The organism is Janthinobacterium psychrotolerans, assembly GCF_001677885.1.
Taxonomy (GTDB): domain Bacteria; phylum Pseudomonadota; class Gammaproteobacteria; order Burkholderiales; family Burkholderiaceae_D; genus Janthinobacterium; species Janthinobacterium psychrotolerans.
In genome coordinates, this window is record NZ_LOCQ01000032.1 from 1 (window position 1) to 21,634 (window position 21,634).

Annotated in this window: 21 protein-coding genes, 2 tRNA genes, 1 pseudogene and 1 riboswitch; of the genes and pseudogenes, 14 read left to right on the top strand and 10 right to left on the bottom strand. The window is 63.3% G+C overall.

Features of this window, described 5'->3' with window-relative positions; translation table 11 throughout:
* Positions 1-132: pseudogene (locus tag ASR47_RS27760) on the top strand (IS481 family transposase); the annotation flags it as partial.
* 156 nt (positions 133-288) lie between these two features.
* On the opposite strand, the gene ASR47_RS01340 reads toward ASR47_RS27760, so the two are convergent.
* The 9 genes from ASR47_RS01340 to ybgC all read right to left on the bottom strand — a co-directional run bounded on the left by ASR47_RS01340 (position 289) and on the right by ybgC (position 6,031).
* Positions 289-364 (bottom strand) — tRNA-Lys (locus ASR47_RS01340).
* Positions 365-451: 87 nt separating this feature from the next.
* Positions 452-527: transfer RNA gene (locus tag ASR47_RS01345), tRNA-Lys, on the bottom strand.
* Positions 528-605: 78 nt separating this feature from the next.
* Positions 606-1,364, bottom strand: a complete 759-nt coding sequence (gene ybgF, locus ASR47_RS01350) for a tol-pal system protein YbgF (RefSeq protein WP_065305976.1) — start codon at positions 1,362-1,364, stop codon at positions 606-608.
* A gap of 140 nt (positions 1,365-1,504) precedes the next feature.
* A complete protein-coding gene (pal, locus tag ASR47_RS01355; protein WP_065305977.1) occupies positions 1,505-2,029 on the bottom strand; it encodes a peptidoglycan-associated lipoprotein Pal in 525 nt (174 codons plus the stop codon).
* 46 nt (positions 2,030-2,075) lie between these two features.
* Positions 2,076-3,350 carry a Tol-Pal system beta propeller repeat protein TolB gene (gene tolB, locus ASR47_RS01360; protein ID WP_065305978.1) on the bottom strand — a complete coding sequence of 425 codons (1,275 nt, stop codon included), beginning with the start codon at positions 3,348-3,350 and terminating at the stop codon, positions 2,076-2,078.
* A 3-nt stretch (positions 3,351-3,353) separates the two neighbouring features.
* Complete coding sequence (gene tolA, locus ASR47_RS01365; protein WP_065305979.1) at positions 3,354-4,397, bottom strand: cell envelope integrity protein TolA; 1,044 nt, start codon at positions 4,395-4,397, stop codon at positions 3,354-3,356.
* Between the two features lie 42 nt (positions 4,398-4,439).
* On the bottom strand, positions 4,440-4,880 hold the full coding sequence (locus tag ASR47_RS01370; RefSeq protein WP_065305980.1) for an ExbD/TolR family protein: 441 nt from the start codon (positions 4,878-4,880) through the stop codon (positions 4,440-4,442).
* Positions 4,881-4,895: 15 nt separating this feature from the next.
* Entirely contained in the window at positions 4,896-5,585 is a 690-nt protein-coding gene (tolQ, locus tag ASR47_RS01375) for a protein TolQ (protein ID WP_065305981.1), read from the bottom strand.
* A gap of 44 nt (positions 5,586-5,629) precedes the next feature.
* Complete coding sequence (ybgC, locus tag ASR47_RS01380; protein ID WP_065306010.1) at positions 5,630-6,031, bottom strand: tol-pal system-associated acyl-CoA thioesterase; 402 nt, start codon at positions 6,029-6,031, stop codon at positions 5,630-5,632.
* Between the two features lie 329 nt (positions 6,032-6,360).
* A riboswitch (ZMP/ZTP riboswitch) is annotated at positions 6,361-6,483 on the top strand.
* Between the two features lie 114 nt (positions 6,484-6,597).
* On the opposite strand from ybgC, the gene glyA reads away from it, so the two are divergent.
* From glyA to ASR47_RS01435, 11 genes are all read left to right on the top strand, one after another.
* On the top strand, positions 6,598-7,845 hold the full coding sequence (glyA, locus tag ASR47_RS01385; RefSeq protein ID WP_065305982.1) for a serine hydroxymethyltransferase: 1,248 nt from the start codon (positions 6,598-6,600) through the stop codon (positions 7,843-7,845).
* Between the two features lie 129 nt (positions 7,846-7,974).
* Positions 7,975-8,436, top strand: a complete 462-nt coding sequence (gene nrdR / locus ASR47_RS01390; protein WP_065305983.1) for a transcriptional regulator NrdR — start codon at positions 7,975-7,977, stop codon at positions 8,434-8,436.
* A gap of 187 nt (positions 8,437-8,623) precedes the next feature.
* Complete coding sequence (pilV, locus tag ASR47_RS01395; protein WP_065305984.1) at positions 8,624-9,205, top strand: type IV pilus modification protein PilV; 582 nt, start codon at positions 8,624-8,626, stop codon at positions 9,203-9,205.
* Positions 9,202-10,179 (top strand): PilW family protein, encoded by a 978-nt coding sequence (locus ASR47_RS01400; protein WP_065305985.1) that lies wholly within the window; start codon positions 9,202-9,204, stop codon positions 10,177-10,179. Before pilV ends, ASR47_RS01400 begins: the two co-directional genes overlap by 4 nt.
* On the top strand, positions 10,166-10,780 hold the full coding sequence (locus tag ASR47_RS01405; RefSeq protein ID WP_065305986.1) for a pilus assembly PilX family protein: 615 nt from the start codon (positions 10,166-10,168) through the stop codon (positions 10,778-10,780). Before ASR47_RS01400 ends, ASR47_RS01405 begins: the two co-directional genes overlap by 14 nt.
* Complete coding sequence (locus tag ASR47_RS01410) at positions 10,777-14,466, top strand: pilus assembly protein (RefSeq protein ID WP_065305987.1); 3,690 nt, start codon at positions 10,777-10,779, stop codon at positions 14,464-14,466. Before ASR47_RS01405 ends, ASR47_RS01410 begins: the two co-directional genes overlap by 4 nt.
* A gap of 27 nt (positions 14,467-14,493) precedes the next feature.
* On the top strand, positions 14,494-14,976 hold the full coding sequence (locus tag ASR47_RS01415) for a type IV pilin protein (RefSeq protein ID WP_065305988.1): 483 nt from the start codon (positions 14,494-14,496) through the stop codon (positions 14,974-14,976).
* Between the two features lie 11 nt (positions 14,977-14,987).
* Entirely contained in the window at positions 14,988-15,554 is a 567-nt protein-coding gene (locus ASR47_RS01420; protein ID WP_245714225.1) for a GspH/FimT family pseudopilin, read from the top strand.
* 50 nt (positions 15,555-15,604) lie between these two features.
* Positions 15,605-16,714 carry a bifunctional diaminohydroxyphosphoribosylaminopyrimidine deaminase/5-amino-6-(5-phosphoribosylamino)uracil reductase RibD gene (gene ribD / locus ASR47_RS01425; RefSeq protein ID WP_065305989.1) on the top strand — a complete coding sequence of 370 codons (1,110 nt, stop codon included), beginning with the start codon at positions 15,605-15,607 and terminating at the stop codon, positions 16,712-16,714.
* Between the two features lie 10 nt (positions 16,715-16,724).
* Positions 16,725-17,372 carry a riboflavin synthase gene (locus ASR47_RS01430; protein WP_065305990.1) on the top strand — a complete coding sequence of 216 codons (648 nt, stop codon included), beginning with the start codon at positions 16,725-16,727 and terminating at the stop codon, positions 17,370-17,372.
* A 92-nt stretch (positions 17,373-17,464) separates the two neighbouring features.
* Positions 17,465-19,084 carry a hypothetical protein gene (locus ASR47_RS01435; protein ID WP_065305991.1) on the top strand — a complete coding sequence of 540 codons (1,620 nt, stop codon included), beginning with the start codon at positions 17,465-17,467 and terminating at the stop codon, positions 19,082-19,084.
* Here ASR47_RS01435 and ASR47_RS01440 read toward each other — a convergent pair.
* Positions 19,068-19,493: an OsmC family protein gene (locus ASR47_RS01440; protein ID WP_065305992.1), complete on the bottom strand. Its 426-nt coding sequence runs from the start codon at positions 19,491-19,493 to the stop codon at positions 19,068-19,070. The two genes, ASR47_RS01435 and ASR47_RS01440, sit on opposite strands and share 17 nt — an antisense overlap.
* 281 nt (positions 19,494-19,774) lie before the next feature.
* On the opposite strand from ASR47_RS01440, the gene ribBA reads away from it, so the two are divergent.
* Both ribBA and ribH read left to right on the top strand, forming a co-directional pair.
* Entirely contained in the window at positions 19,775-20,896 is a 1,122-nt protein-coding gene (gene ribBA / locus ASR47_RS01445) for a bifunctional 3,4-dihydroxy-2-butanone-4-phosphate synthase/GTP cyclohydrolase II (protein ID WP_065306012.1), read from the top strand.
* Positions 20,897-21,069: 173 nt separating this feature from the next.
* Positions 21,070-21,552, top strand: a complete 483-nt coding sequence (gene ribH, locus ASR47_RS01450; protein ID WP_065305993.1) for a 6,7-dimethyl-8-ribityllumazine synthase — start codon at positions 21,070-21,072, stop codon at positions 21,550-21,552.
* The last annotated feature ends 82 nt before the right edge of the window (positions 21,553-21,634 follow it).

Consider the following 21,634-nt stretch of genomic DNA (forward strand, 5'->3'; position numbering starts at 1 on the left):
ATCTATAACCACAACATCCCGCAGCGTGCTCTCAACAACGAAACGCCGATTCAGGCAATGAAGAAATGGCAGGCAAAAAAGCCAGAATTATTCGTTAAACGTGTTTATAACCAGGCGGGTCTTGACAGCTAGCTTCTTTGTATTGTGTAATTTTTTTTGGGGGGATATTCTCAAGCTATAAACTGCATGGAAGTGATACTCAGCATTGCAAAGGAAAGAGCAAGTTTTTCAGCGCGACCAAAAACAAAAAAGCCCACGAACCGAAATTCGTGGGCTTTTTCAAGTATTTGGTAGGCCGTGCGGGATTCGAACCTGCGACCAACGGATTAAAAGTCCGCTGCTCTACCAGCTGAGCTAACGACCCAAAAACTTTTACAACAACTTCGGTAACACTGTGCAGTAAAAAAATGCTTGCGATAACTTCTGCAAGCAGATCAGGACTGCGTATTCGTGGTAGGCCGTGCGGGATTCGAACCTGCGACCAACGGATTAAAAGTCCGCTGCTCTACCAGCTGAGCTAACGACCCGAAGAAGAAAGATTATAGGGGGTGGCCAGGATTCTGTCAAACGCTGCCGGCAACTTTTTCCCCGGGTTGCATCTCAACTTACTTCTTGCCGCCGCGTTCCTTGGCCGTCTGGGCGGCGCTGGAGTCGGGGTAGCGCGCGATCAGGGCGTTCAGGGTCTTGGTGGCGTTGGCCTTGTCTTTCAGCTCGGTGTAGCAGCTGGCGATATTGAGCATGGCGTCCGGCGCTTTCGGGCTGTCCGGGTAGTTCTTCAGCACCACTTGCTGGGCGCTGATGGCGCTCTTGCAGTCGCGCTGGGCGTAATAGGCGTTGCCCAGCCAGTATTGCGCATTGGCTGCGTAGGCCGATTCCGGATAGCGTTTGACGAAGGCGTCGAGGGCGGTGGCGGCGGCCTTGTAGTCGCCCGACTTGAACACGCCAAAGGCGGTGTCGTAGGCGGTCTGTTCGGACACGCCGACGGCCGCTTCCTGGCCGTCGATGGTGACCTGGCGCGGCTCGAGCTTGCGCAGGCGGGCGTCGAGGTCGGTATAAAAATCTTTCTGGCGCTTTTGCGTGGTAGCCAGGTCATTGGCCACGACTTCGATCTGGCCGCGCAGGCGGGCGATCTCTTGCATGGTCTGGTCATGCTGGTTGATCAGGGACAGGGTGCTGGTCTTGTCGGCCTTGGCTTCGACGCGCTCGTTCAGGTCGCGCGCCAGGGCATCGACCTTGCTGCGCAGCTCCAGGATGGCTTTGCGGGCTTCGTCGTCGTCGAACAGGGCGGCGTTGGCGTGCAGGGGCAGACAGGCGAAGGCTGCCATCAAGGCGGCGGCGAGGCCGGCTTTTGAGAATGTCATCATGGGTCGGGCTTTCAAAAGTTACGCATACATGCAAACAGGGCGCCGGGCGGTATATCCGCGCAGCGCCCCATTATTATGCCTGTGACTGGCCGCGGGCAAGCGATATGCTTATCGCGCCGGGCCGGTCATCGTGCAAGATATCAATAAACGATGTCAGCGCGGCGGTTTTCAGCCCATGCTGCTTCGTTGCTGCCTTGTGCTTTAGGCTTTTCTTTGCCCAGCGATACGGCTTCCATCTGGCCTTCCGGCACACCCAGGGCTGCCATCGATTTGCGCACGGCTTCAGCACGTTTCTGGCCCAGGGCCAGGTTGTACTCGGCGCCGCCGCGTTCATCGGTGTTACCCTGGATCAGGATCTTGCGCGATGGGGTTTTGACCAGGTAGCCAGCGTGGTTTTGTACCACGGCGGTGTCGGCTTCGCGCACGACGTATTTGTCGAAGTCGAAGTAGACGCTACGGTTGGCCAGCACGCCTTTTGGATCGTCCAGCGGATCGACCGAACCGGTCGTCACTGGCTGAACCTGGCGTGGGTCGGCAGCTGCCGGGGCAGCGGCTTGAGGCGCGCGCTCGACGACTGGGGTTTCCGCCAGTTTCACTGGGGTGCTGCAAGCGGACAGCAGGGTCGCTGCGGCGGCGATGAATGCCAAGCTTTTGAAATTACTCATTTTTATATTCTCCGGGTCAATGGTTAAAGGTGCAACTGTACAGCATTTACTTCATGAAAGGACCCCAGGTGGGTTCCTTGATATTGCCAGCTTGCGTAGTCAAACGCTGTTTGACGCGGCCATCCACCGATACCACTGCCAGCGACTTGCGTCGTCCGGATTCGGTCGCGTACATGATATATTTCCCGTTGGGCGAAAAGCTCGGTGATTCGTCGTTGGCGGTGTCCGACAGGCGCAGTTCCTGGCCACTAGCCAGGTCGAGCGCATAGAGCTGGAAATTGCCGTCGCGACGGGAAATATAAGCGAGTGTCTTCCCGTCGGACGAGATCCGCGGGCTGATGTTGTAGGAGCCGCCAAACGTCACGCGCTTGGCATCGCCGCCGCTGGTCGACATGCGGTAGATCTGTGGTCCGCCGCTGCGATCGCTGGTGAAGTAAATGCTTTGGCCATCGGCCGAAAATTGGGGTTCGGTATCGATGCCGCTGCTGTTGCTGACGCGGCGCAAGCCGCTGCCGTCGGCATTGACAGTATAGACCTGGGTATGGCCGTCGCGCGACAGGGCCACGGCCAGGCGGGTGCCGTCCGGGCTCCAGCTTGGCGCCGAGTTGCTGCCTTTTTCATTCGAGACGATGGTGCGCTGGCGCGTTACCAGGTTCTGCACGTAGACGATCGGCTTTTTCTTTTCAAACGATACATAGGCAACCTTGGTGCCGTCGGGCGACCACGATGGCGAGATGATCGGCTCGTTCGAACGCAGCGCGACCTGGATGCCTTCGCCGTCGGCGTCGGCCACTTCCAGGCGGTATTCGCGGCCCGATTGCGTCACGTAGGCGATGCGGGTGGCGAACGCGCCCTTGGTGCCGGTCAGTTTTTCATAGATATCGTCGGCGATCTTGTGCGCCAGCAAGCGGTTGAACTGCGGCGCGGCCGCGTTGTTCATGCTCGACAGCTGGGCGCTCTTGACGGTGTCGTACAGCTTGTAGCGCACGTCCAGGCGGCCATCGGCCATGGCCTGCACGCTGCCGGCCGCCAGCGCGTCGGCGCCGCGCGACTTCCATTGATCGTAGCTGACGGGCGCCGTTTCCGACATTTCCGCGCCATCGATAATCTTGAACACGCCGCTGCGCGCCAGGTCGGCCTTGATGATGCCCGACAGCGATTGCGGCGCCACCGATTCGTTGGCGAAATTGGCAATGGCCACCGGAATCTGGTTGCTGCCGATACCGGTAATTTCCACGCGCAACTGGGCCTGGGCGCCCGAGGCGCCCAGCAGCAGGCCGGCGCACAGCACCACGTAACTCATTTTTTTCATGATCATCATTGGCTATTCCTTCATCTCGAATATGAGTTCAATTTCACGTTCCACGCTGCCGTCTTTTTTCTTCGGCAGGGGTGACGATTTATTAATGGCGTTTTCCACCGAGCTGTCATACGCCGGCAGTCCGCTGCTCTTGATCTTTCGGACAGAAATAATTTCCCCAGTTGGCAGTTGCTCGATCCTGAACACGGCGCGCGGGTTGCCCGGCACGTCGGTGCTACCGCTGTACGCGATATTGCCCTTGATCTTGCTCGTCAGGGCAGCGACATAGCCGCTGTCCTTGCGTGGCGCGGTCGCTTTCGCGGCCGTGCCTGCCGTGCCGTTGCCTGCCTGATCCATCATGCGTTTCAGGTTATCGGCACGTGCCTTGTCGGCTGCCGCTTTGTCAGCCGCCGCTTTTTTCGCCTTGGCCGCTTTCTCGGCTGCCTCTTTTTTCTGGGCAGCTTCCTTCTCGGCTTTTTCTTCCGCCGCTTTTTCCGCCTTCTCGGCTTTTTCCTTGTCGGCCTTGTCCTTTTTCGCCTTTTCCAGCTTGTCGGCTTTCTCTTTTTCTTTCTCTTTTTCCAGCTTCTCGGCCTTGTCTTTTTGCTTCTGCTTTTCCAGTTCGCGTTTCTCTTCCTCGCGCTCTTTCGCTTCCTCTTTGCGGCGCTCTTCGGCGGCGGCTTTGGCTTTCTCTTCCTTCAGCTTGGCCTTCTTGCGTTCGAGCGCAATTTCCGCTTCGCGCAGGTCGACCTTCGGCTCGGGCGCGGCCACCGGTGGTGGTGGCGGTGGCGCGGGCTGTTCCACTTCCGGCTCGGGCGGCGGCGTTGGCGCCGGTACCGGTTCAGGATCGGTCGTCACTTCCGGCGGCGGCGCGGCCGTCTGCACTTTCAGGTCCCACACTTCCGCTTCCACGGCCACCGGTTCCGTATTTTGCCAGTGTATGCCGATCCACAGGAAAAAAAGCAGGCCAAGATGCATCGCCAGCGCCAGGCCCAGCGAGGGCCAGCGGCTGCTTTCGCGCGGCACCCGGTAAGGCACGCCGAGTACATGGTCGGTAGGTTTCGTCTGCAAAGTTCAGTCTTTAAAACGTCAGGTTCGTAGTTGCGCTTGCGCTTACTTGGTGGCCAGGCCGACGCGGTTGATGCCCATTTTTTTCGCTTCCGAAATCAGCTGGATCACATCGTCGTACTTGCTTTCCTTGTCGCCGGCGATCAGCACCGGATAGTCCGGATTGCTTTCATGCAGGCCACGCAGATTACGCAGCAGGGCGTCGCGGTTCGGTTCGGTTTCCGGCGCCAGCTGCTGCTTGCCGATCACGCCGATCGACAGAGAGCCGTTGGGCTTGAGCACAATCTGGATATAGTCATCGGGCGGTTTGGTCGTTTTTTCCGCGTTTGGCAAGTCCACCACGCTCGGATTGTTCGACGACGGCATGACCATGAAGATAATCAGCAGCACCAGCATCACGTCGATATACGGCACGACGTTGATTTCCGACTTGAACTTGCGGCCGCGGCCGCCGCGCATGCCGCCGCTATTGAATGAGGAACCCATCAGCAGTCCTCCCGGTTAGCGCGACTGGCGCTGCAAGATGTTGGAGAATTCTTCGACGAAGCTTTCGAAGCGGATCGCCAGGCGGTCGATATCGTGCGAAAAACGGTTGTAGGCGACCACCGCGGGAATCGCCGCGAACAGGCCGATGGCGGTGGCGATCAGCGCTTCGGCAATGCCGGGCGCCACTGCCGCCAGGGTGGCTTGCTGCACGTTGGCCAGGCCGCGGAAGGCGTTCATGATGCCCCATACGGTGCCGAGCAGGCCGATATACGGCGAGACGGAGCCGACCGACGCCAGAAAGGCCAGGTGCGATTCGAGTACGTCCATTTCACGCTGGAAAGCGGCGCGCATGGCGCGGCGCGCGCCGTCGAGCACGGCGCCGACGTCGAGCGCTTCGCGCGAACCGTACGATGCCTTGCCCTTGATGAATTCGCCCATGCCGGCATCAAAGATGCGGGCCAGCGCGCCGCTCTGGTCGCGGTTGCCGCTGGCGTTCTGGTGCAGCGCATGCAGGTTGCCGCCGGCCCAGAAGCTGCGTTCGAATTCGATGGTCTGCTTGCGCGCGGCGCGCACGGCAAACATCTTGCGGAAGATATAGGTCCAGCTGGTCAGGGAGATCAGCAGCAGCAGGGCCATGATCAACTGCACGATCAGGTGGGCATTGGTGATGAGCGCGAGGAAAGAAAGATCTTGTGTAACGTTCATTGGCAGGCAGTCTGTGGTGAATTATCCGGGAGTGGCGGGGCGGTTCAGGCGGCGCGCATGCGTTCGGCGACCGGCTCGGGCACGGCGCGCGGGCGCATGCCGGAGTCGACGCAGCCGACCTTGACCTGGGCGGTATTGAGCAGGGTTTCGCCACGCCAGGCTTGTTGCAGGAAAACGATGGAAGCGCGTCCCATTTTGGCTATGCTTAAAGTCAATCTTACCGTGTCATCGAGCTTGGCCGGCGCATGATAGTCGGCGCTGACGCTTTTGACGACGAACAGCGCATCGTGACGCTCCAGCAACTCCTGTTGGCCAACACCGATCGCGCGCAGCCATTCGGTACGTGCGCGTTCGAAAAACTTCAGGTAGTTGGCGTAATAGACGATGCCACCGGCGTCGGTGTCTTCATAATAGACCCGTACGTCCCAGTGAAAGACTGAAGGCATGTTGTTGGTGCCGGTAGTGTGATTAAGCAACATTTTACGCGATTTTTCTTATCATGACTGAAAGCGCTTGCCGAAATGCCATGTGCATTGCACCAAACATTGCAATGCAGCATGTTCCCAGCTAGCTGAGTAGAATGACAAGCCCCGTAACATACGCTTACAAGCAGGTGCCAGGTTTAAGCGCAGCTTAAGCAAGAGCAACTTTTCGTGCCAGGCGGCTTGTCATCGTGCTGTCGCGGCATGGTGCGCGGGGATTATAGCCGCAGCACGGGCGGTGCGCTGCCTTTCCTTGCTCAATTTGGGTACTTAACTTACAATTTGGCTTCCATTACGTCTCACGTGACTGGCGAAAAGCTGCAACTGTCCCCATTTTGGTGCGATGATTGCCGGCGAAAGGTGGGCATCCACCGGGAAACGTGAGATTTCATCAGCCGTTCGCCTGGGCAGCCCACCGATGGAATTGCGCGAAGAGGCTGCCTGTCCGTTGTTGTTATTCATTTAACGCCGGCTCCCCTCATTCGATCCAACCTGCCAGTACAAAGCACCCACATCCTTGGAGTTTTTACATGTTTGCAAAAGATCACAACCTCGCCAACGTCGATCCTGAACTGTTCGCCGTTATTCAAAAAGAAAACACGCGCCAGCACGACCATATCGAACTGATCGCGTCCGAGAACTACACCTCGCCAGCCGTAATGGAAGCGCAAGGCTCGCAGCTGACCAACAAATATGCCGAAGGCTATCCGGGCAAGCGCTACTACGGCGGCTGCGAATACGTCGACGTGGCCGAGCAGCTGGCCATCGACCGTGTCAAGCAACTGTTCGGCGCCGAGGCGGCCAACGTGCAGCCAAACTCGGGCTCGCAGGCGAACCAGGGCGTGTTCTTCGCCATGTTGAAACCAGGCGACCTGATCATGGGCATGTCGCTGGCCGAAGGCGGTCACCTGACCCACGGCATGCCGCTGAACATGTCCGGCAAATGGTTTGACGTCGTCTCCTACGGCCTGACCGCCGAAGAAGACATCGACTACGAAGCCATGGAACGCCTGGCCCGTGAGCGCAAGCCCAAGCTGATCATCGCCGGCGCTTCGGCGTTTTCGAAAAAGATCGACTTCGAACGCTTCTCGAAAGTCGCCAAGGAAGTTGGCGCCTGGTTCATGGTCGACATGGCCCACTACGCCGGCCTGATCGCCGCCGGCCTGTACCCGAACCCGGTGCCGTTCGCCGACTTCGTCACCTCGACCACGCACAAGTCCTTGCGCGGCCCGCGCGGCGGCATCATCCTGATGAAGGCCGAGCACGAAAAAGCCATCAACTCGGCCATCTTCCCCGGTATCCAGGGCGGCCCGCTGATGCACGTGATCGCCGGCAAAGCCGTTGCCTTCAAGGAAGCGCTGAGCCCTGAATTTGTCGAATACCAGAAGCAGGTCGTGAAAAACGCCGACGCGCTGGCCAAGACGCTGATCGCGCGCGGGCTGCGCATCGTGTCCGGTGGCACCGAGTCGCACGTGATGCTGGTCGACCTGCGCGCCAAGAACCTGACGGGCAAGGAAGCCGAAGCCATCCTCGGTTCCGCGCATATCACCTGCAACAAGAACGGCATCCCGAACGACCCGCAAAAGCCCTTCGTCACCTCGGGTATCCGCCTGGGCAGCCCGGCGATGACGACGCGCGGTTTCAAGGAAGCCGAAGCGGTGCAAGTGGGTAACCTGATCGCCGACGTGCTGGACAACCCGCATGACGCCGCCACCATCGAGCGCGTGAAAGCGGCCGTGAAAGTGCTGGCGGACGCCAACCCGGTCTACGCTGCATAATTATTTGTCCAGTATGTGTCTTCCAGAGTAAGATTCTGGTTGACACATTCCTGTCCTGCCCGCGGGCGCGCCGAGTGTTTCGGCGCGCCCGCGCTCCATTTGTCGAACTAAAAGGCTGTGCCGCTGCCCATGAGATGTCCATTCTGCCACCATGACGAGACCCAGGTCCTCGATACGCGCGTATCCGAGGAAGGCGATGCGATCCGCCGCCGTCGCCGTTGCGGCAAATGCGACAAGCGTTTTACCACCTACGAGCGGATTGAACTGATCATGCCGGCCGTGGTCAAAAAGAATGGCAGCCGGACGGAGTTCGCTGCGGATAAGTTGCGCGGCAGCCTGATGCTGGCCTTGCGCAAGCGCCCCGTCGCGGCCGCCTCGCTGGACATGGCGATCGCCACCATCGAAGAAAAACTGCTCACCAGCGGCAAGCGCGAAGTCGATTCCGGCTATATCGGCGAACTGGTGATGCAAGAGTTGAAGCGGCTCGACAAGATCGCCTATATCCGTTTCGCCTCCGTGTACAAGAATTTCGAGGACCTGGCCGAATTCCAGGATGCGATTGCCGAAGTGGGCCAGCCGCGCAAGAGTTAATCAGCATGGTTGTTTTCTTCAAGCAAGCGGCCTGGTCAATCCAGTGGCCGCTTTTTTTCTGCCTCTTCCGTTTATTCGCGCGCCCTTTGCGCTGCCGCATCCCTGACCCCGCCGGCGCGCCTACCCTGTAGCTGGGCCGGCCGATACGGGCCACGACTCTTCTCTTTCCCTGAAAGCGGAGGCACGCATGCGCCATCCTCGTCCTCTTCCTGTTACTGCCCAGGGCACCAGCCTGGTCGAAGTGCTGGTCGCGCTGTTGCTGCTGGCCGTGGGTCTGCTGGGTGGCAGCGCGATGCAATTGTCCTCCTTGCGCGCGCGCCATGAATCGGCCCTGCTGTCGACCGCCACGCAACTGGCGGCCAGCATGGCCGAGCGCATGCGCGCCAACCCTGCCCAGATGCAGGCGCTTGATGCCGACAATCCCTACCTGGGCCTCGATTACCAGGCCGGGCCGCTTGAAGAGGCCGGCGGCGCGCCCGCCTGCCTTGGCGACACTGGCTGCAGCGCCGCGCAGCTGGCGCAATTCGATATCGCCGAATGGAAACAGCAATTGCGCAAGGACCTGCCCGGCGCGCGCCTGCGCATCTGCCGCGACGCGCTGGCCTGGGATGCGGCCGCGCAGGGCCTGCAATGGAGTTGCAGCGGCGGCAGTGGCGCGCCGTTCGTCATCAAGCTGGGCTGGCGTGGCCGGCAGGGCCGCGAGCGCGTCGCGCAAGAGGCGGGGGCCATGCCGAAAATCGCCATGCAGCTGGCGGCGGGTGCGCCATGATGGACCTGTGCCGTGGGCGGCGCCAGCGTGGCATGACCCTGGTCGAGCTGCTGGTGGCGCTGGGCCTGGGCGCCATGCTGATGCTGGCGTCGAGTTCGGTATTGCTGTCCGCCAGCCGCAGTTATATGGAACAGCTGGAGTCGGCGCGCCTGGCCGACAACGGCCGCTACGCGGTTGATGCCATCGCGCGGGCGCTGCGCCAGACGGCGTGGGTGGACTGGGACGCCAGCGCCGCGCCGTTGACGCATGCAGCGCACGACAGCGCCAATATCGCCGGCCTCGATGCGCGCAGCGTGAGCAAGAACAGCGAGGGCATCAGCGCGCCCGTCGCCAGCAGCGTCAATGGCAGCGACGTGCTGGCCCTGCGTTTCTACGGCACCGGCGAAGGCGAGGGCGGCGATGGCGCCGTGCTCAATTGCGCCGGCTTTGGCATAGGCAGCGCAAGCAAGGAAGCACAGCGCGGCTGGAGCATTTTCTATGTGGCGCAGGACGAGGGCGGCGATGGCGAGGCAGAATTGCGCTGCAAATATCGCAGCAGCATTGGCGCCGGCTGGGGCGCTGACGCCCTGATCCGTGGCGTCGACAGTTTCCAGGTGCTGTACGGGCTCGACACCGATAACCCGCCCGATGGCGTCGCCAACCAGTATGTGAACGCGAGCAGCCTCGACGCGCGTGACGCCGCGCTGGTGCTGGTCGGCGCCGATGAGGCCGAAAAGGCGCGCGATTTGCAGCGGCGCACGCACTGGAAGCGCGTCGCCAGCGTGCGCGTGGCCTTGCTGCTGCATGGTGGCGGCCAGGCCAGCGCCGAGTCCGGCCCGGCGCAATTCGACCTGTTCGGCGCGGCCTATGCAGAGGCGCATGGCGCGACGGACACGGGCGTGCGCATCGTGCCGTCCAGCCTGCCCCCAGGCCAGCGCGCGCGGCTGCGCCAGCTGGTGCAAGCGACCATCCTGCTGCGCAATGGGCCGGCCTGAACAGTATCAAAGGCGGGAGCGTGGCGCGACCCTGGTGTTTGCGCTGTGCCTGCTGGTGGCCATCTTGTTGCTGGGTGTGTCGGCCGCGCAGATGGCCTTGCAAGGAGAAAAGGCGGCGCGCGGCGAGCGCGACCGGCATATCGCTTTCCAGGCGGCCGAGGAGGCACTGATGGATGCGCAGCACGATATCGAAGGCCTGCCCGGGCTGCCTGGCCGCAGCACCGTGTTCGCACCCGACAGCGCGGCCGGTTTTGCCGCTGCCTGCAAAGGCGAGCCAGGCTTGTGCCTGCCGGCCGCCAGCGGCGCGCCGCCGGTCTGGCTCGGCACCGATCTGGGCGTGGCGGACTCGGGTACGGTTGCCTACGGCCAGTTCACGGGCGCGGCGATGCAGACGGGGCAGGGCTTTCTGCCATTTAAAAAGCCGCGCTACATGATCGAATTGCTGCCGTTTCATCCGCCCGGCGAGGAGGCGGGCGCAGCCGTTGGAGTACCGTCCGGCGCCGGTTATCTGTACCGCGTGACCGCCATCGGTTTCGGCGCGCAGGAAGACACGCAGGTGGTGCTGCAAACCTTTTACAGAAAGCAGGGGGAAACACCGTGACGGCGCACCGGCTGCCTGGCTTGCTGATCTGGCTGATGGCTGGCGCGCATGCGCTTGCCGCCTCGCCGCTGGTGGACTTGTCGCGGGCGGACACGGGTTTGCATGGCGCGCGGGTGCCAGCCAATGTGCTGCTCAATCTGTCTTTGAGCCACGCCGCAGCCGGCGCCGCTTACGAGGGCGATTACGTTGCCACGCATGTCTATGCCGGCTACTTCGATGCGCGCATGTGCTACAGCTATCCCTACCGCAGCAGTGGTGGGGTGAATCTGCCGGACTGGCGCGTGTCGACAGCCTACTTTTCCGCCAGCAAGGTGGCCGATGCGCGCCATGGTTGCGGAGGCGACAGTTTCAGCGGCAATTTCCTGAACTGGGCCGGCGCCAGCCTGCTCGATATCGTGCGTTATGCCCTGACGGGCGGCGACCGCGTGATCGATGAGGTGCGCAAGACGGTGTTGCAGCGCGCTTACTTGCCTGACGGTCACAACGGCGTCGATTTTTATGCCCATCCCGATTATTTTCCCCGCAAGCTGCTGCGCGCCGGCGTGCGCGAGGCCACGCCATTCTTGGTCGAACAATTGTCCATCATCTCCTGCCGCAACCGGCTGCTGTTCGGCGATGGCGCGCAGCCGCCGGGTGGCAGCTGCGAAGACCCCGGCAAGGCCGGTGCGCTTGGTGTTTTCCTGGCGCGGGTGCAGGTATGCGATGGCACCGACGGGCCGGTGCGTGCCGAGCTTTGCATGGCCTACGGCAAGCACTACAAGCCGGTGGGTGCGCTGCAGCGCGAAGGCCAGCGTGTGCGTGTCGGCGTTTTTGGTCATGCGAGCGGGGTGGCGGCGTATGGCGGCGTGCTGTGGGCGCCGCTGGCGTATGCCGGTGCGCAGCGCTGGAGCGCGCCCGACTTCCTGCCACAAGACAACCTCGATGCCGAGTGGAACCTTGCAACGGGCGTCTATGCCGGCAGCAAGGGCGTGATCGCCGCGATCAATGCGCCGGGACGCAGTGACGAGGCCAGCCAGGGCGCGTATGCGGCGGCCGCGCCGCAAGCCGAATTGCTGTATGAATCGCTGCGCTATCTGCAGGGGCGCCAGGCCAGCACCGTGGCCGGCTCGGCATCATGGAGCGACCCGCGGCAGGCCAGTTGCCAGCGGCAAGTCGTGCTGACCCTGGGTGACGCCGGCGCCGCGCCGGACCGCTATGTACCCGGCCATGTTCCGGCGCCCGATTCGGGCGAGCGTGCGCGTGGCGCCGATGCCTACGCCACGCCGCCGTTCGATGTGACGGCCTGGACGCGCGCCGTGGGCGCACTGGAAAGCGATGGCGCGCAAGGCAATCCACAGCCGCTGCCGGCGCTGGCGGCGCTTGACCGCCTCAATTACGGCCAGCACGGCGCCAGCTATTATGCGGCCGGCCTGGCCTACTGGTCGCATCGCCAGGCGCTGCGTGCCGGCGGCTTGCCGGTCGAGCATTACGCGGGCAACCTGAGTGCCATGGCGTCCAGGCCCGATGTGCCGGCCTTGCCCACGCCGCTGCTGCTGGCGGCCAAGTATGGCGGTTTTGCCGACGAAAACGGCGACGGCAATCCGTTTCGCGCCAGCACTGGCGATGCCTATCTTGAATGGAGCGTCGATGGCCGCTGGCCCGGCCATTATTTGCCCGGCAACGATCCACCGGCCCTGATTGCGCTGCTGCGCGCCGCCGTCAGGCAAGCGGGCCGCGCCACGGTCGCTGCCAGCATCGCCGGGCCGTCATTGATGGCGCTGGCCAGCGGCGCCGAGCAGGCGTACTGGTTTCGTTCGCAGATCAATCTGGCCGATGGCGTGATGCGCGTGGCGCGTGACGCTTTTCAATTGGGCGCTGACGGCGGCGTGCTGGCCGGCAAAGCCGTATGGCGGCTCGATGGCGAGGCCGTGCCTAAGCCTGCTGTCCATACCCTCGACGCACAGGGCGCCCTGATGCCGCTGGCCTGGGATCGCCTCGATACGCAACAGCGCAGCGCGTTTGATCCCGATGGCGATGGCCAGGGGCCAGCGCGGCTGGCCTATCTGCTCGGCGATCGCGCGCACGAGGTGGGCCAGCCGGGCGGCTTCTTGCGCCGCCGCGCCGCTGGCCTGGCGGCGGCGCCGCATGGCAATCTGGTGTATGTCGGCACGCCGGGACTGGGCTTGCCCGGCCTGGACTATCTGCAGCACCGGCAACGCGCCCAGCAGCGGCGCAAGATGCTGTACCTGGCCACCGGCGACGGCCTGCTGCGCGGTGTTGACGCGGGCAGCGGCAGCGAACAGTTTGCGTACTTGCCGCAAGCCTTGCTGGCCAAGGCGGCGCTGGCCGGTGGCACCGCGGTCGATGCGGGAAGCTTGCTCGATGGCGCGGCGGCCAGCGCGGAAGTATTGGTGGCGGGGCGCTGGAAAACCGTGCTTGCCGCCGGCATGGGCGCCGCAGCGCAAGGCGTGTTTGCGCTCGATATCTCCGATCCGGCGCGCTTTGCCGAGGAGGGCGCGCTGTGGGAATTTACCGACCGCGACGATGCGATGATGGGCAATATCAGGGCGCCGCCCGGTTTTGCGCGGCTGAACATGGGCGGCAAGCAGGGCAAGCCGGTCTACCGCGACATGCTGGTGGTGGCCAGCGGTTACAACAATACCCAGGACGACGGCAAGGACAGGTCGCCTACCAGTCCTGCGGCCGCCATCTTCCTGCTGGCGCTGGACAAGCCACGCGGCACGCCCTGGCTGCTGGGCAGTAATTACTTCCGCCTGAAACTGCCGCTGCGTGATGACGAAGGCGCCAGCAACGCCCATGCGCTGGCGCCGCCGGCCCTGGTGGTGGGCAATGACGGCGCGCTGGCCTATCTGTATGCCGCTGATCTGCAAGGCAATATCTGGCGCATCGACATGGCCACCGGGCCACCGTGGAAGGATGACGTCGGGCGCAAGCTGGTGTTTGTCGCGCGCGATGCGCAGGGCCGGCGCCAGAGCGTGACGCAGCAATTGAAGGTGGCCTACGCCCCCGGCGGCGGCTATCTGCTGTTGTTTGGCACCGGCAAGCTGGTCGAAGCTGCTGACACCTGGCCGGCGGCCCTGCTGCCGCAATCGTTCTACGCCGTGCATGACGACCTGAACGAGCAGGCGCCGACGCGCGGCCGCGACGACCTTGCCGCGCGCACGGTGGGCGTGGCGGCAGGCGCGGACAGCCTGGCCATCGATGGCGGCGAAGTCCGCCATACGGGTGCTGGCGCCAGGCATGGCTGGTACCTCGACTTTGTCGCTACGGAAAAAACCGGCGAGCGCAGCGTGCACGGCGCCGTGCTGGCGGCGGGCAGGGTGGCGTTCAATACGGTGCTGCCGGGGCGCGACGCTTGTGCCCGGCCGGCAACGCGCCTGTATGTGCTCGATGTGCTGAGCGGTTTTGCCGCCGACGCTGTTGGCACCGTGCGGGCGGGCGAGCAGACGGGCAAGCTGCTCGATGGCCTGGCGCGCGCGCCGCCGCAGTTGCTGGAACTGGGGCGCCAGCTTGGCGCGGCCGGCGCCACCGGGCGCGCCGAGGGGCGCAAGCAGTTTGCCGTGGTGCAGCCGGGCATGCCCGGTGTGGCAGCGGTGAAAGCGGCCAGCGGAGCGCTGCCGGCCAAACGCCTGGGCTGGCGCGAAGTGGCGAACTGGCGCGAGTTGCATGAGGCGGCGAAAAAATAGCAGTGTCAGATGAAGGGGAACTCACGCATGCCATTGGCCCGTTGGACTTGTCGGCGTAGCGGCGGCTTCAGCCTGATCGAGCTGATGGCCGCGCTGGTAATTGTCGCCTTGCTGCTGGCGCTGGCCTTGCCCGTCTACCATGGCCAGGTGGTGCGCGCCAGGCGGGTGCAGGGGCAGGCCAGCCTGCTGAAACTGATGCAGCAGCAGGAACGCTATTACTCGCAAAACAACCGCTATCTGGCGTTCTCGGCGGATGCGCAAGACGTGCAGGGCAAGCAGTTTCAATGGTGGTCCGGCGACGAGCCGCAAGCAGGCGCCGTGCGCAGCGCCTATGAAATCGACGCCATCGCTTGCCCCGATTCAACGCTTGCGCAATGCGTGCTGCTGCGCGCGACGCCCGGCACGGACAGGGTGGACCAGCAATTCAAGGATGCCGACTGCGGCACCCTGACCTTGAGCAGCACGGGCGAGCGCGGCAGCACTGGCCCGGCCGCGCAATGCTGGCCTTGAGGGCGCACGTCGTGACCGGCCCGCGTCACAGTGACCAGCATGGCCATACCCTGCTCGAACTGCTGGCCGTGCTGGCGATCACCATCTTGCTGGCGGGCGCCGCCTTGCCCAGCCTGCAAGAGATGCTGGCGCGCCAGCGCTTGCGGGCCGCCTCGAACGACCTGTATTCGGCGATCGAACTGACGCGCGCGCTGGCGATGGCGCGCGGGCGCAGAGTGCTGCTGATGCCGGCCGGCAGCGGCGGCCTCGACTGGCGCCTGGGCTGGCTGGTGTTTGTCGACCGCAACGGCAATCTGGCCTATGACGCCGGCGACGAACTGCTGTTCCGCCAGGGGCCGCTGGCCAGCGGCATCGAGGTGCGGTTTGGTTTTACCTCGGGCGCCAAGCCGCTGTATATCGCCTACAATGGCGCGGGGCGCAGTTGCAGCGCCAGCAATAGCCTGGCGGCGCGCTGGGGCACGATGTCCTTGATTTTGGGAAATCAGGCACGACATATTAAAATCAATATGCTGGGCCGCGTGCGCGTATGCGATCCGCAACGCGATACGGCCAATTGCAGCGGCGTTGGCGAAGGCTGATGTCTGCAGCGCTGATGTACCCGTCAACCCTGATCGAATTGTAGAAGCCTGTGGAAATACTCAATGATGTGGACGGCATGCGCCTGGCCCTGGAATGGGCGCGCAAGGGCCTGTATACGACCTCGCCCAATCCCCGCATCGGCTGCGTGATCGTCGCCGCTGGCAAGGTGATCGGCGCCGGCGTGACCCAGCCGGCCGGCCAGAATCATGCGGAAGTGCAGGCGCTGGCCGACGCCGCTGCGCGCGGCAATGATGTGCGCGGCGCCACGGCCTATGTGACCCTGGAGCCGTGCAATCACCACGGCCGCACGCCGCCGTGCTCCGACGCGCTGGTGCGCGCGGGCCTGGGCCGTGTGGTGGCGGCCATGACCGACCCCAATCCGCTGGTGGCGGGGCAGGGCCTGGCCAAGCTGCAGGGGGCCGGCATCGAGGTTGCCAGCGGCGTGCTGGCCGACGAAGCGCGTGAACTCAATATCGGCTTTTTCTCGCGCATGGAGCGCGGCAAGCCCTGGGTGCGCATGAAGTGCGCCGCCAGCCTCGACGGCATGACGGCCTTGCACAATGGCCGCAGCCAGTGGATCACCGGCCAGGCGGCGCGCGACGACGGCCACGCCTGGCGCGCGCGCGCCTGCGCCATCCTGACCGGCATCGGCACCGTAAAAACGGACGATCCGCAACTGAACGTGCGCGCCGTCGCCACGCCGCGCCAGCCGCTCCGCATCGTGGTCGACAGCCGGCTCGAGATCAGCCTGGACGCGCGCGTCCTGCAAGGCGGCGACACCTGGATCGTGGCCGCTGTCGCCAATCCTGCCAAGGAAGCGCAGCTGCGCGCCTTGGGCGCCGAGGTCATTCTGCTGCCGAACGCGCAAGGCAAGGTCGACCTGCCGGCGCTGATGCTGGAACTGGGCCGGCGCCAGATCAATGAACTGCATGTCGAGGCCGGCTCAAAACTGAACGGTTCGCTGATACGCGAAGGCTGCGTCGACGAATTGCTGCTGTACCTGGCGCCGGCCCTGATCGGCGACGCGCAAGGCATGTTCGGCTTGCCGGCGCTGGCCGACCTCGATCATCAATACCGTTTGCGTTTCCATGACATCACAAAAACAGGCGACGATCTGCGCATCCTCGCCCGTTTCAATCACCTTACTCCCACTTATTGACAGGTCCATCATGTTTACAGGAATTGTTGCCGCCATCGGCAAAATCGACACCGTGCAAGCACTCGAAGGCGGCCTCGACGCAGGCGTGCGCCTGTCCATCAACGCGGGCGGCCTGCCGCTGGCAGACGTGGCGCTGGGCGACTCGATCGCCATCAACGGTGCCTGCATGACAGTGGTGGCAAAGTCCGACACCAGCTTTGTCGTCGACGTCTCGCGCGAAAGCCTCAATTGCACCGTCGGCCTGGACACCACCACCGAAGTGAACCTGGAAAAAGCGCTGACCATGGCCGAGCGCCTGGGCGGCCACCTGGTGTCGGGCCACGTGGATGGCCTGGGCGTGGTGCGCAAGTTCGAAGCCGTCGGCGAATCGTGGGAACTGGTGATCGAAGCCCAGCAGGACCTGGCGAAATACCTGGCCTTCAAGGGCTCGGTGGTGGTCAACGGCGTATCGCTGACGGTCAACCGCGTGGAAGACCTGGGCGCCGGCGCCGTCAATGGCTGCCGCTTCTCGATCAACCTGATCCCGCACACCATCGCCATGACCACCCTGAAACACCTGACGGTGGGCGCCAAAGTGAACCTGGAGATCGACCTGATCGCGCGCTATGTCGAGCGCATGCTGTCGCTGGACCAGGCTGTCGCCAAGGTCGCCGCTTAGCCTGCGGCAGGGAGGGCCAGCAGCGGCCCTCAACCGTGTGATCCTTTTTCGCCAAGCGCGCATAATGGCGCTTTGCGCTGTGAAGGAATGCCATGGATCCCGTTTCGTCTGCGACGCTGGCCAATGTGGTGCCAGCCTCTGCCCGGGTCGGCAGCAGCGCGCCCGTCACGCCTGCGTCGGCCGCCATCCTGGCCAATGCGGCGCTCGTCAAGCCCCTTGCTTCATCGACCCAGGTCGATATTTCGCCGCTCGGGCAATATCTGTCGGGCGTGGCCTTGTCGCGCCGGCAATTGCTGGCGTTGCAAGGGATAGACGATGAGGTGGGCACTCCCGCCAATCCGGCGGTGGTGGCCAATGACGTACTGGTGGCGCTGGCCCAGCAGCTGAGCGATTCGTTTGCCCAGCTGCGCGCCAGCGGGGTCGATGCGGGCCGGCTGGCGATGACGGCCGGCTCGCAGGACGACCTGGCGCAGCGCTTCGCCTTGTTGAGTGGGCCGGTCACGCCGGGCGCGTCCGAGGCGCTGGCGCAAAATGCCGATGCCCTGACGCAAGCCGATCTGGCGCGCATCGGCATCGACCTGCAAAACAATCGCCCCGTCGACGTGGCCGCGCTGCAGGCGGCCTTCGAGGCCGACCGTGGCGCCACCTTGAACATTTTGCAGCAGGGTACCGATGTGCTGGCCGAAGTCGGCGCCGCCTTGACCTTGCAGCAGGGCCTGCCGGCCGCCGCGCAGGCATTGGACGACCTGGCCGCGGCGCCGCCAACCCAGGCCGAGCAAGTCGTGCCGGCCGATATCGCTGCCACTGACCTCACCGCCGCGACCGTGGCGCAAGCCGGACAGCCGAACCCGGCCGTGCCGCCTGAGCAGACACAAATACAGCCCGGGCAGCAAGAGCTCGCCCAGCAGCAGGCACTGGCCCAGCGTCAGCTGGAAGTGCGGCAGCAGCTGGGAACGGAAGACCTGACCCAGGGTTTGCAGGAATTGCGCCAGCAACAATTGCAACAAAATGCCACTTTGCAGGCTCCCGAGGCCAGCCAGTCCCAGCTGGACCAGGCCGGCACCTTGCAGGCGGCCCAGCAATTGCAACAGAATCAACAAACGCAGCGTAACAACCCCTCAGTGCAGGCAGAGGGGCTTGACGACGAGCAGGATCGCCTGCAAACCGAGCGCATCGCGCGCGACGATGTGGAAACGCAACGCGTGGCGCAGGAAACTGCACTGGAACAGCAGGATGCGGCTCGGGTGGAGGACGAGCGCGTGCAAGAGTTGCAGGCCGGACAAACGCGCCAGGCACAATTGCAGCAGCAGGTGCAAGAAGCGGCGGATGACGCGGCCAGGGCGCAACTGGCGGCCAGCGAGGCCCAGCGGACGGCCCGCGCGGCCACCGAGCGCGCGCAGAGCGTGGCGCGCGAAGCCCAGGTGCAGCTCGATGCGGGCTTGGTCACCACAGTCCAGGCCCAGCAGGCGCAGCAAAATGCGCTGGCCCAGCAGCAAGCGGCGCAGAACGCCGCCCTGGCGGTGCAGCAGCCGTCCTCGCAAGACCCGGCGGTGGCGGCGGCGATTGCCGCCTATAACATCAACAACGCCGCCTTGAATCCGGGCCTGATGAACCGGCCGTTGCCGGCCAGCGACTCGCAACGGCCTTCGGTGGCGCCGGTGGGCCAGGTGACGGCCGCGACGCCACTGAAGGAACTCAAGCCAGGAGTGTAGCGTCGAGCGTGATGTCGGCTTTCAGCAGCTTCGATACCGGGCAGCCGGCCTTGGCCTTGGCGGTCAGTTCCTCGAATTTTGCCTGGTCGGCGCCCGGGATTTTGGCTTTCAGCACCAGGTGCACGGCGGTAATGGCAAAGCCGTCGTCCTGTTTGTCCAGCGTCACTTCGGCGGTGGTGTCCATCTGCTCGGCCGTCAGGCCCGCTTCGCCGAGGATCAGCGACAGCGCCATGGTGAAGCAGCCCGCGTGGGCGGCGCCAATCAGCTCTTCCGGATTGGTGCCGGGCTTGCCTTCGAAGCGGCTGGCAAAGCCATACGGATAGGCTTGCAACGCGCCACTTTTGGTGCTGATGGCGCCCTTGCCATCCTTGATGCCGCCAGACCAGACGGCTGAACCGCTTGTTTTCATGGTAACTCCTGTGAGTGTGCACAAAATGAGGATGCGCGGGGCAGGGCCCGGCGCAGCTTGCGGCCCTGGGGTGGGCCGCCCTTGATCTTATGTGATTTGCAAGCCGGCTGTCGCCTGCCAGGCGGCCAGGTGTTGTGCGGGCGCAGATCGCTGCCGATTGTTCTTATTTCAGGTCTGAAACACGTAAATCCTTTAAAATAGCAGGTTATAAGAAAATTTCCGGAAACTCGCGGAATATTCGCGCTCCCTGTACCAGTTTTCAGTTTATCAAGAGGATGAAGATGTCTATTTCAAGCACCGAAGAGATCGTCGCTGAACTGCGCGCCGGCCGCATGGTGATACTGGTCGATGAAGAAGACCGGGAAAATGAAGGCGATCTGGTGCTGGCCGCCGATTTCGTGACGCCTGAAGCAATCAATTTCATGATCACCCATGCGCGCGGCCTGGTGTGCCTGACTCTGACCGAAGAGCGCTGCGACGAGCTGAACCTGTCGATGATGACCTCGCGCAACGGCACCGCCTACGGCACCAATTTCACGGTATCGATCGAAGCGGCCGAAGGCGTGACCACCGGCATTTCCGCCGCCGACCGCGCCAAGACCATCGAGGTGGCCGTGGCCAAGGGCACGCAGCCAGCGGACATCGTCCAGCCCGGCCATATCTTCCCGCTGAAAGCGCAAAAGGGCGGCGTGCTGATGCGCGCAGGCCATACCGAGGCCGGTTGCGACCTGACCGCCATGGCCGGCCTGACGCCGGCGTCGGTGATCTGCGAAATCATGAAGGACGACGGCACCATGGCGCGCCTGCCGGACCTGATGGTATTTGCGGAACAGCATAATCTGAAAATCGGCACGATCGCCGACCTGATCCATTACCGCAGCCAGACCGAGTCCCTGGTCGAGCGCGTTGCCGAACGCACCTTGCGCACTGCCCATGGCGAGTTCCGCATGATTGCCTTCCGCGACAAGCCGAGCTCCTCGGCCCATCTCGCCTTGGTGCATGGCGAACTGGCCGAAGGGCTCGAAACCCTGGTGCGCGTGCACCAGCCGGTGTCCCTGCTGGACGTGCTGGAAAGCGAAGCGACCACCCACTCCTGGACCGTGGCCGCCTCGATGGCCGCCATCAAGCAGTCCGAACGCGGTGTGATGGTCTTGCTGAACTGCGGTGAAACCTCGGGCGAACTGTTCGCCCAGTTTGCCGCGCTCGACACGCCGCAAGCCAAGCCGAAGGGCCGCGCCGCCAGCATGGACCTGCGCAGCTACGGTATTGGCGCGCAAATCCTGCGCGACCTGGGCGTGAGCAAGATGCAATTGCTGGCCAGCCCGCGCAAGATGCCGTCGATGGTCGGCTTCGACCTGGAAGTAACCGGTTTTCAGTGCCATCCCGGCCAGACGCCTGACTAAATCTACTGCGCGTCGCGATTTGCGGCCTGCGATGCTCACTGTACCTTCGTACAGTTGCGCTTCTCGGCCACAAATCACTGCCGCTCGCTACGATTTTGTCAGGCGTCGATGTGAGAGTAAACGCTGGCGGCATGTGAGTGTCGCCTTGAACCACCAGATTAAAGAGGCACAAGATGACCGTAGGAACGTATGAAACCAATTTTGCCGGCGAAGGTTTGCGCGTCGGTATTGTCCAGGCACGATTCAATGAAATCGTCGGTGGTGGCTTGCTGTCGGCATGCCTGGAAGAGTTGAGCAAGCTGGGCGTGGCCGATGAAGATATCCTGCACGTGACCGTGCCGGGCGCCCTGGAAATCCCGTTGATTCTGCAGAAGATGGCGGAAACCGATCAATTCGACGCCCTGATCGCTCTTGGCGCCGTAATTCGCGGTGAAACCTATCACTTCGAGCTGGTATCGAATGAATCGGGCGCAGGCATCACGCGCGTCGGTCTCGATTACGGCATCCCGATCGCCAACGCCGTGTTGACGACCGAAAACGACGAGCAGGCGGAAGTGCGCATGCTGGTCAAGGGTGCGGAAGCGGCACGGGTAGCGGTAGAAATGGCCAATTTAGCCCAAGCGCTAGAAGAGTTGCAAGACACTGACGAAGATTAATCTCGATTATGCCGCTGGTGTGCTTTTACAAAGAGCTCCCTGCGGCCGTCTCGTCAGTACGTGTAGTGAACAAGTATTTAGA

Coding starts and splice junctions, on each gene's coding strand:
- pilV (WP_065305984.1), top strand. CDS start 8,624: ATGCGCCATCCTCGTCCTCTTCCTGTTACTGCCCAGGGCACCAGCCTG.
- pal (WP_065305977.1), bottom strand. CDS start 2,029: ATGAGTAATTTCAAAAGCTTGGCATTCATCGCCGCCGCAGCGACCCTG.
- ASR47_RS01435 (WP_065305991.1), top strand. CDS start 17,465: ATGGATCCCGTTTCGTCTGCGACGCTGGCCAATGTGGTGCCAGCCTCT.
- ASR47_RS01405 (WP_065305986.1), top strand. CDS start 10,166: ATGGGCCGGCCTGAACAGTATCAAAGGCGGGAGCGTGGCGCGACCCTG.
- ASR47_RS01440 (WP_065305992.1), bottom strand. CDS start 19,493: ATGAAAACAAGCGGTTCAGCCGTCTGGTCTGGCGGCATCAAGGATGGC.
- tolQ (WP_065305981.1), bottom strand. CDS start 5,585: ATGAACGTTACACAAGATCTTTCTTTCCTCGCGCTCATCACCAATGCC.
- ribH (WP_065305993.1), top strand. CDS start 21,070: ATGACCGTAGGAACGTATGAAACCAATTTTGCCGGCGAAGGTTTGCGC.
- ybgF (WP_065305976.1), bottom strand. CDS start 1,364: ATGATGACATTCTCAAAAGCCGGCCTCGCCGCCGCCTTGATGGCAGCC.
- ASR47_RS01400 (WP_065305985.1), top strand. CDS start 9,202: ATGATGGACCTGTGCCGTGGGCGGCGCCAGCGTGGCATGACCCTGGTC.
- ribBA (WP_065306012.1), top strand. CDS start 19,775: ATGTCTATTTCAAGCACCGAAGAGATCGTCGCTGAACTGCGCGCCGGC.
- ybgC (WP_065306010.1), bottom strand. CDS start 6,031: ATGCCTTCAGTCTTTCACTGGGACGTACGGGTCTATTATGAAGACACC.
- ASR47_RS01370 (WP_065305980.1), bottom strand. CDS start 4,880: ATGGGTTCCTCATTCAATAGCGGCGGCATGCGCGGCGGCCGCGGCCGC.
- ASR47_RS01415 (WP_065305988.1), top strand. CDS start 14,494: ATGCCATTGGCCCGTTGGACTTGTCGGCGTAGCGGCGGCTTCAGCCTG.
- nrdR (WP_065305983.1), top strand. CDS start 7,975: ATGAGATGTCCATTCTGCCACCATGACGAGACCCAGGTCCTCGATACG.
- ASR47_RS01430 (WP_065305990.1), top strand. CDS start 16,725: ATGTTTACAGGAATTGTTGCCGCCATCGGCAAAATCGACACCGTGCAA.
- glyA (WP_065305982.1), top strand. CDS start 6,598: ATGTTTGCAAAAGATCACAACCTCGCCAACGTCGATCCTGAACTGTTC.
- tolB (WP_065305978.1), bottom strand. CDS start 3,350: ATGATGATCATGAAAAAAATGAGTTACGTGGTGCTGTGCGCCGGCCTG.